The following is a 9124-nucleotide window of genomic DNA, read 5'->3' on the forward strand; positions in this document are numbered from 1 at the left end:
TTTCCGGGCTCGTTCCTGTTGCGGTAGGCCGCCCGCGCGTTCTCCGGTTTGTTGTTCCAGGAGCCGCCGCGCACCACCCGCCGGCCACAAGGGACCCCGTCAGGCTTCTATGGCTTCTGGTACAGTGGATCGAACCAGCCACCACGGAAGATTGCTCGGCGCAGCCGCCAGGTGTCGGCATGCGCCGCGTGAGCTACCCAGGAGCCCACGCGTTGTTCGACTTCCTCCTGCGTCACTGTGCCGGCGCGCCAGCGGTCACGCAGGCTGCGCAGGCGGTTACGGAAACGCCGCACATGCTCCTCCGGGAGAGCCCGCCGCCTGCCGCTCATGACAACCATCCCCAGAAAGGCAGCCGGCTCGCTGCTCGGCAGAATGACCGTCTTGCGCGGATGCAGGACCAGCCGACGGCCTTCAAGATAGCGGTCGAGCTTGCCGCGCCAGTCATCGAGTACGTGACGATCATCGTGGAACAGCGCGAAGTCATCGACGTAACGCAGGTAGGGCGCCCGCAACACTTCTTTCACGTAGTGATCGAGGCCGTCGAGAAAAATGTTGGCAAAGAGCTGGCTGGTCAGGTTGCCGATCGGCAGCCCGCGCCGCCGCGCCAGCGGCGAGAACAGGTCGTCGCCCGGGAAATACAGGTTCACCGGCTCCTGCGGGTTGGATCCGTCGATGATCGCGTCGATGACGCGCAAGGTCGGCGCGCAGGCGATCCGGCGCCGCAGATCCCGCTTCAGGATCTCATGGTCGATGGCGGGAAAATAGCGGTAGATATCACAACGCAGCACGTACCGGCAGCGGTCGCGGAACTGCTCGTAGCGCGCCACGGCGCGATGCGTCCCCTTGCCAAGCCGGTTGGCGAAACTGTCGTCGATGAAGCCGCGCTCGAATAGCGGCTCGATGACCGCGCACAGCGCGTGCTGCACCACCCGGTCGCGAAACGGTGCCGCGGAAACCTGGCGTCGCTTCGGGTCGTGCACCTCGAACGTCCGGTAAGCCCCCGGCCGCCAGTTTCCGGCCCGCAGTTCGCGCTCGATGCGCAGCACTTCGCGCTCGAGATTGGCAAAGAAAGCTGCCGCGCCGGGCTTGTGCCGCTTGCCGCGCACCGCGCGCAGTGCGGCCTCGCGCAGCGCGCGGAAGCTGGCGATTTCGCCGAACAGGTCGTCAAGCCTGCGCGGCACGGTTGGCCTTGATCCAGCCGCCGACCATGCGGCCGATCTCGTCGAGGCTGCGCGCCGCGTACTCGTAGCGGCGCAGGTCGAGGTAATGCAGTTCGGCGCAGACGCGAAACAGGAAGCGCAGTTTCTCGAGGCCGAGGTTGGCGTCGCTCAAGGCACGCTCGCGCGCCTTGCTGTACGTCGCCTCGATCAAACGCTCGAAGACGTCGAGTGCCGCCGCCTGAATGCGATCGCCAAGCAGGAACTTCTGGCTGCGCGGCAGCTTTTCGAGCGTCGGGATCAGCCAGACGACGAAGCGGAACATCGCCTCGAGTGCTGGACCGGAGCGTCGCGCCGCATCACCGGGTCGGCGCGGCTCGTCACTTTGCGGAGAAGTGGTCATCGGGTGGAGGCAAGAGGTAAAGAGTCAAAGACGCAGGAGGTCAGAGCGTCCTGGCGAGGCGGAAACCCAGGACGTCGTACCGGTTCCCGGGCTCGACCCTGCTGCGGTAGGCCGCCCGCGCGTACCCCGAATCGATGCCCCAGGAGCCGCCGCGCACCACCCGCCGGCCACAGTCGCCCTTCAGCCACGGCGACCCGTCGGCTGGCGCGCCCGTATAGCTTTCGTTCCAGCAATCCTCCGTCCATTCCCAGGCGTTGCCGATCATGTCGTACAGCCCGAAGTCGTTGGACGTAAAGCTGCCGACCGGTGCCGTCTGCTTGCCACTCCACTGGCTGCCCGAACCCAAGAAGTTGGCGCGGCCCTGACCGGGTTCGCTCCCCCACGGGTAGGCCCTCGTCGTCCCGGCGCGCGCCGCGTACTCCCACTCGGCCTCGGACAGCATACGGTAGCCCTTGCCGGTCTTCTTGGCCAGCCACACGATGTAGGTCCGTGCATCTTCCCAACTGACGTTGACCACCGGCCGCCTGCTGCGACCCCAGCCCTCGTCGTTGGGCCTGTGCAGGCAGCCGCCGGCCGCCACACAGGCATCCCACTCGGCGAAGCTGACCTCGTATTTCCCGACCGCAAAAGGCCGTGCCATCGTCACCTCGTGTTGCGGCCCTTCCTCATTGCGTCGCCCCAATTCGCCCTCGGGCGACCCCATCAGGAATCGGCCCGCAGGAATGACCACCATCTCCGGGCAGTCGCTACAGTCGCGGAAGACTTCGCCGACTTTCCTTGCCGAACTGGCCGCCTGCGTCGTCTCCGCCTTGGACCGCGACTTCGCCGGGGGCTTTGGCTCGGACTTGACCACCGGCTTCAACTCGTCGGGCAGGACCGCCCATGCCGCTCCAGCGACACCAAGCGACAGCGCAGCCGAAACGGCGACGCCAATCAGGTCGCGCCAGTCGGCGCCAGTCCTGACGCGGCTATCGTTGCGCTGCCCGGCGGCCCTTGTCCCCGCAGCGGCCAGGTGAAGCGTCGTCAGCGGCTTTGCGGCATTCACGCTCGCCGCGGCGGGTCTTGTGCTCTTCATCATCTCCGTTCGCCCTCCACAGTCTCGGCCGCCGTCAATCGCAACGCTTCAGCGTCTCGCTATGGCCGTCGGCGGCGATGCTCCGTATCGTCAGCCCCTTTGCCGTCGGCGCGTAGCCGGATAGCCGTCCCTGGTACTTGCCGGCGCTGACGACCATGCTCACCACCTCGCGTGGGTCGGCGCTGAGCACCCGTTCCTCGAAATCGCCAAAGGGCGGCCAGGCGATCTGCAGGCTGCGCCCGTTGACGACGAACTTCGCGGCCTTCGTGCAGTCGTCGAGCGCCCAGTTGCCGGCGAGCCGTTGCACCGACCGGTCGCGTTGGGAGACGATCTGCTCGCGCAGCGCTGCCGGCCTGGCCTGGAGCGTCGTCAGCGCCGCGATCACCGCCGTGTACTGCGCCCTGGCCTGCGGCAAGTCGCCGGCTTTCGCCGCCGCATTAGCCTGGCCAAGACTGGCCGTGAGCGCGGCGACTCCCTGCGGACCCTCGATCTCCTTGCGGTACAGGGCTGCAAGCTCCTGCTCCACTGCCAGCCGCTCCTGCGCCTCGAACAAGGCTACCTGCTGCGCTCGCCTATCGTCGTCGCTACGCGCCGCCTTGAGCTGCTTCTGCATCAGATCGCGGTCGCCGGCAGCCTTCTGCGCCGCCTCGGCGACTTCCCGGCGCTGCCGATCGACAAGCTGCAGCAAGGCGTTCGCCTTGTCGGCAAGGGGATCAGGCTCCAGCCACGGCGCTGCCGCCGCTGGCTTGGCGGTGGGCAGATCGGTTCGCTTGGCCACGGGCGGATCGGTTGGCTTGGTCACCTGCGGACCGGCGGGCTCCCGGGAAGAGAACCACCAGTAGCCCAGGGCCGCCAATACGGCAACGGCGACTCCCGACCATCGCCACCCCTTCCCAGCGCCGATCTTCCTGAGCCAGTCCACGAGCCCGGTCACGTGCTGCGGCCGATCGAGCCCCGGCACCCGCCGCAAGTGCTCGACCAGTTCCGCAACATCCTTCGGCCAGTGGCGGACGGTCAGCGGAAACGCCTGCCTGCGGGTCAAGGGCTGCAGTTCGCCCGGCAGATCGGCGACGCCGGGCATGTCGGCGCCGCCCACCAGCACGGGAAAGACGCGCACACCCGGACGCCGCAGGCTCTCGCCTACCTCGTGCCTGACCCAGTCTTCCGGAAGGTCGATGCGCCGGCGGCCGTTACGGTCGACGACCTTGAGCCAGTCTGGTCCGATGACCACGACGACCGCGGCGCAGGTATCGAGCCCGCGCTGCACGGCGTCGACAAAATCGGCGCCCGGATCGATGCTGGAAAAGTCCTGGAAAACCTGCTCGTCAGCGAAGTGCCGGCGCAGGTCTTCGGCCAGCCGGCTCGCCGCCGCCTCGCTATCCTGGCGACGGTAGCTGATGAAGATGCGTGCGGCGTTCCTTGACGCGTTGCGGGTACTCGTCACCCTGCGGTCCCCCCTCCGGTCGGCGACATGGTGTGCGCCGAATTATGCCATAGCAGCGACCCGTCCCCCGGTTCCTGGCGACGTGGGGGGGGGTTATGGGTTGGTTGCATGCGCAGCACCCGATCTGTGACAATGCCGGACAGTCTATGACGCACTCTGCGGCGCCAGCCAGGCGGTGCGGTGTGAGCCGGCCGAGGAATGCCGGCACCGACATCCGGAGGCGGGCCTGGCGAGAATTCCGGCCAGAGCATCCCGACGCCGGCCATGCACGCGCGGGTGCCGGGCCGGGTCCGTCTTCCGACGGAGGCGTGTCGATTCGCTTATCCAGTCTGACCCCTGCCCGCCGACATGCGCCTCACCCGTACCCCCGCCCTTGCCGCCCTCACCTGCCCCGCGCCACGCGATGACGGACTGGCCATCGTCTACTTCGACGCGTCATTGCTGGTGGTCAACAAGCCCGCGGGCCTGCTCTCGGTTCCCGGCCGTGGCGAGGACAAACAGGACTGCCTCGCCGGACGCGTGCAGGCAGCCTACCCGGAAGCGCTGATCGTCCATCGTCTGGACATGGCCACCTCGGGCCTGCTGGTTCTGGCACGCGGCAAGACGATGCAGCGGCGGCTGGGCATCCAGTTCGCCAACCGTCAGGTCGACAAGCGGTATGTGGCGGTCGTGAAAGGATTGCCGCCGCTGGCCGGCGAAATCGACCTGCCGCTCGCTGCCGACTGGCCCAACCGCCCGCGCCAGAAGGTCGACCCGCTGGCCGGCAAGCCCTCCCGGACGCGTTACCAGGTGCTGAGCCATGACCCGCTCGCCAACACCACGCGCCTCGCGCTGTGGCCGGATACGGGTCGCACCCACCAGTTGCGCGTGCACCTGCTGGCGATCGGTCATCCGATCGTCGGTGACGGACTCTACGCCCAGGCTGGCGGTGCCGGCCAACGCCTGCTGCTGCACGCCGAGTCCCTGGCCTTCGCGCACCCCGAGACGGCCCGGCCGCTGGCGTTCTGCTGCCCGCCGCCGTTCTAGCGAATGCCGCGTCGCGCGGTTCGCTCACCACAGGGTGCGCGTATCGAGCCAGGTCACCCGGCCGGTGCGGCGCTTCACTTCGTTGTACATGTGCGCGGTGCCGCCCGGCCCGTCGCCACCGCCACCATTCCACAGGCAGACAAAACGCACCTTGCCGGCTCCCCAGGCCAGCGCGGTGTACAGCAGCCAGAGATTGCAGCGTTCAAAGGCGTTCGCCGGTTCGCCGCTTCGGCTTTTCGGCAAGGGACCCAGTTCGTCCGGCATCAGGCGGCGCGTCACCTCGGCGGCGGCGGTCACGGCGAAGTAGCGTTGGCGCCACTGCTCGCCATTGCTGGCGGCCAGGATCGAACGTTCGATGAACTCCGGTTCCTCGAAAGGAAGCAGCAGTTGCAGGCGAACGCCGCGCGCCTGGCAGGCTTCGAGGAAGAGCAGGTCGCCACCGCTGGCGGCCTGCGCCAGCGCCAGGTCGCCGGGCCCGGCGCCGAGCTGGTCGAGCGCCTGCCCGATCCGCTCGGCCGCCAGCGCCTCTCGTTCCGCCGGAAAGCGCGGCGGCACCCGGTTCGGGCCGTCGATCATGTGGCCGCTGAACAGCAGCACCTGCCGCGGCTCGAACGGCGGTGTGATGCGGGCGATCTCGCGGTCGACGATGGCCAGCGCGACGGCGGTCTCGTCCGGACGAAAACCGAGGTCGCGCAGCAGGGTCAGGGTCTGCCGGCTCGAGTCGAGGGCAAACCAGTCGCGGTTGGCGGCCGCGACCATGTTGCCGTACTCCTTGCGGACACTGTCGAGCGGATTGACCAGCAGGCACAGTTCCGCGTAGCTGGCGCGCGCCCAGTAATCCCTGCGGTCCCGCTCCTGGGCGGTCAGGCTGGCCCACAGCACGCCGCCGATCAGATTGTCGATCACGCTCCGGTTGGCATCGCCACCACAGTGCCGGCGCAGCAGTTGCAGGGTCAGCGCATTGATCCCCGAGTAGTGATGCGTCGGGTCGGTGACGAAAGCGCGGTAATAGGGATCGATCGCCTCGCCCAGGGCAGCATTCTCTTCTCTCGCCAAGGTGAGCATTTCTGCCGGCGTCAGCTCCGGCCGGCGCCAGCGGGCCATCCAGCTTTCCTTCTCGACGCGGCCGGCAAGCGCCCAGGATTCGGCGTCCCGCGGATGATCGTCGGTGAGCTGCCTGACGCATTCCCGCGCCTCTTCAAAGCGTTCGAGGCGGCCCAGACAGATCGATTTCTTTTCCCGACTGGCCTTGTCGTCGGCATCGATGTCGAGCGCCAGTTCGAACTGCTCGAGCGCCAGTTCGTATTGCTGAAGCTTGAGCAGGGCGTTGCCGGCGCTGCGCCTGGCTTCGATGTGCAGCGCGCGCATCGGCGTCTCGTCAGCGAGGACCAGGATGTCGCCTGGCCGGTTTTTCTGGCGCGCGACTTCCATGCGGCTTGACCAGCTATCGTAAGCATCGGAAAACTCGTTGCGCTCGGCGAGCAGCAGCCGGCGCCATTCCGGCTGTTCCAGGTTGGGAATCAACTGGAACACCGGGCTCACCTTCCGCCGTGTCGAGGTCGCCATGCTCGCGCGCACCATCGCGGTCAGCGCGTCACGCTCGGCCGGCAGCTTCGCCGGGTCGGGGGCACCGTCGAGCAGCGAGTAATTGAGCTTGCGATCGGTGTAAATGTCGAACGGCTGGTTCGGCCGCGGTCCCTGCACCAGGACCACGCCGCGTGCGCGCAAGGCGTGCCGCACCCCCAGTTCATACCAGACGTTGGCGTTGTCGAGCGTCAGATCGGCCACCACCAGATCGGCGACCAGCAGTTCCTGGAACATGTCGGTCCGGATATCGCCGGCGCGGGTGTCCTCGTCAGCCCGGAAGACCTCGAGGCCCGCCGCCTCCAGCGCCGGCCGGATGTACTCGGCATAGACGCGATTGAAGTCGATCGGCCGGCCATCGTGACCGGGTTTGCTGCCGAAGGGCATGGCGATGAAAGCGTGTGGTTTCATGTCGGGTTCCTGTCGAAAGTCCGGGCGCAGGCGCGTGCCACATCGTCGAGCGCCAGTTGCCCCGCATCGTCAGGCGGCAAGAGGAGACGGTCGTGATGTCGATGCAAAGTGCGCGCTTGCTGGTCATTGCCTCTCGGGGCCTGATGATGGATCGGGGACTGCGAAGGCAGTCTAGCAAGGCTTCAGTCAATACGGAACGCATCCCGAGCGAGCCGGCGCCAGGGCGGTCAGCAAGGCAGGCGGCCGCACGACCTGTCGGGACCGGAGCTGATCCGACCAGGCTCTGCATTGACCCCGACGGGAAAACCCGCAGATACTTCGGGGTGTAGACAGATCGCCCGATCCCTTGCCATTTCCCGCCGCCAAACACCCGATGACCGCCACCGCCGATCAACCCGTCCGCTTCGACGTTTTCCTGAGCCACGACAGCCGCGACAAGCCGGCGGTCCGCGAACTGAAGGCCGCGCTCGAACGCCACGGCCTGAAGGTCTGGCTCGACGAGGACGAATTGCCGCCGGGGCGGAACTGGCAACCGCTATTGGCAGCAGCGATCCGCCATTGCCGCAGCGTGGCCGCGCTGATTGGCAAGGATGGCCTGGGGCCTTGGGAAGATGAAGAGATTCAGGCCGCGCTGAAGCTTGCTGTCGGCGACAAACGCCCGGTCATCCCGGTCATCCCGGTCCTCCTGGCTGACGCGCCGGGGCAACCGGAATTGCCGCTGTTTCTTGCTACGCGCACCTGGGTGGACCTGCGCCCGGCGCTGAACGACCACAATCTCGGCCGGCTGGTCTGGGGAATCACCGGGAAAAAGCCCACACGGCGTGTAGTCCACGGCCCAACAGGCGCGACCGGCGCGTCGCCGACCGAGAATCCCTTCGACCCCTGGACGCCAGCCACCCCGCCGCGCTTCTTGGGCCGCGACCGTTTGCTGCGCAAGCTGCAAGGCGCGCTGGATCGCGGCGGCAGCGTTTCGCTGGTCGGCGACGCACGCATCGGCAAGTCGTCGCTTCTGCAAACCTGGGCGCAACGCGCACGGCAGGGCGGGCGCATCGTCAGCGTCCTCAGCGGCGAAGGGCCGGAAGCCGGCTCGTGCGGCGCTCTCGTCGAGGCGGTCGGCGGGACCGCCTGCGCCGACCTTGCCGCCGACGAAGCCGCCGATGCCTTGTCCGACTGGGTCGACCGGGCGCCCGGCCAACTGGCGCCGCTGCTCCTGATCGACGAAGCCGAACGCGTACTCTCGCACCTTCCTCACCGCTTCTTCGAGCGCCTGCGCGGCATGCTCGGGCGAATCTGCCTGGTGTTCGCGACACGCCACGAAATCGGCGACATCCCGCGCGAGGATCATCTCACTTCGCCGCTGCTCAACCGGCTTGAGGTGCAGCGTCTCGGACTGCTCGAAGCGGCGGGAGTCGACGCCCTGATCGGCCTCGGCAGCGGCGTGCTGTCGGCCGCCGACGGCCGAACGATGCGCGAGTGGGCCGGGCGCCATCCCTTCTACCTCTGCCTGCTCGGCCATTACCTGTGGGACGCGCGGCGCCATGGCGAGAGCACGCAGGAGGCGCTCGACCAGTTCCAGGAAAACGCCTTTCAGCGCCTGGGCGAGTGCTGGCGTGCCTTGCCCAGGCGCGAGCAGCGGCTCCTGGCCGACGCCGGCCGAGGAGCGATGCGGGAAACGGATCGCGCGCTGACGCGACGCGGTCTGCTCGACGACGGTCAGGTCTTCGGCCGGGTGCTCGGCGAATGGCTGGCTCGGCAGGAATGAACGACAGCACACCTGCACTGCCGGGCTACTGGCACTTCGCGTGGATGTTTTTCATGCAGCCGGTGACGCTGCACCATCGGCTCAAGGCCGCCGGGATTGAAGACCCGGATATCTCCGGCTGGCGCTATTGGCGTCGCCGGCACGAGCTGACGCGTGCCTACCGGGACTACCTCAGACGGCTGATCGCGCTGCTGTTTGTCGTTCCTGTCGTCTGCGTTGTGGCGCTGGGGTTGATCAGCGAACTCTGGGTACTGGAGATGCC

The 9124-nt window shown here is 67.6% G+C and carries 7 protein-coding genes and 1 pseudogene; 3 read left to right on the top strand and 5 right to left on the bottom strand.

The genetic code is table 11. The features are described from left to right. Positions 1–107 precede the first annotated feature (107 nt). The 4 genes from CAPSK01_RS05485 to CAPSK01_RS22025 form a co-directional block, all read right to left on the bottom strand. Positions 108–1181 carry an RNA-directed DNA polymerase gene (locus CAPSK01_RS05485; RefSeq protein ID WP_034923485.1) on the bottom strand — a complete coding sequence of 358 codons (1074 nt, stop codon included), beginning with the start codon at positions 1179–1181 and terminating at the stop codon, positions 108–110. After that, positions 1165–1482: a diversity-generating retroelement protein Avd gene (avd, locus tag CAPSK01_RS05490; RefSeq protein ID WP_034923488.1), complete on the bottom strand. Its 318-nt coding sequence runs from the start codon at positions 1480–1482 to the stop codon at positions 1165–1167. The genes CAPSK01_RS05485 and avd overlap by 17 nt, the downstream gene beginning before the upstream one ends. Positions 1483–1600: 118 nt before the next feature. Beyond that, positions 1601–2638 carry a formylglycine-generating enzyme family protein gene (locus tag CAPSK01_RS05495; RefSeq protein WP_273703156.1) on the bottom strand — a complete coding sequence of 346 codons (1038 nt, stop codon included), beginning with the start codon at positions 2636–2638 and terminating at the stop codon, positions 1601–1603. Between the two features lie 31 nt (positions 2639–2669). Continuing rightward, positions 2670–4079 carry a TIR domain-containing protein gene (locus CAPSK01_RS22025; protein ID WP_273703157.1) on the bottom strand — a complete coding sequence of 470 codons (1410 nt, stop codon included), beginning with the start codon at positions 4077–4079 and terminating at the stop codon, positions 2670–2672. A gap of 348 nt (positions 4080–4427) precedes the next feature. Between CAPSK01_RS22025 and CAPSK01_RS05505 the strand changes: the two genes are divergently transcribed. After that, positions 4428–5105, top strand: coding sequence for a pseudouridine synthase (locus CAPSK01_RS05505; protein ID WP_273703158.1), 678 nt, complete (start codon positions 4428–4430; stop codon positions 5103–5105). A gap of 24 nt (positions 5106–5129) precedes the next feature. Here CAPSK01_RS05505 and CAPSK01_RS05510 read toward each other — a convergent pair whose 3' ends face one another. Then, complete coding sequence (locus tag CAPSK01_RS05510) at positions 5130–7100, bottom strand: TRAFs-binding domain-containing protein (protein ID WP_034923492.1); 1971 nt, start codon at positions 7098–7100, stop codon at positions 5130–5132. Between the two features lie 373 nt (positions 7101–7473). Here CAPSK01_RS05510 and CAPSK01_RS22030 point away from each other — a divergent pair, with 373 nt between their 5' ends. Continuing rightward, complete coding sequence (locus CAPSK01_RS22030) at positions 7474–8862, top strand: toll/interleukin-1 receptor domain-containing protein (protein WP_273703159.1); 1389 nt, start codon at positions 7474–7476, stop codon at positions 8860–8862. Continuing rightward, a pseudogene (locus CAPSK01_RS05520) lies at positions 8859–9124 on the top strand (hypothetical protein); the annotation flags it as partial. The gene CAPSK01_RS22030 and the pseudogene CAPSK01_RS05520, both read left to right, overlap by 4 nt.

This window comes from Candidatus Accumulibacter vicinus, assembly GCF_000584955.1.
Lineage (GTDB): Bacteria > Pseudomonadota > Gammaproteobacteria > Burkholderiales > Rhodocyclaceae > Accumulibacter > Accumulibacter vicinus.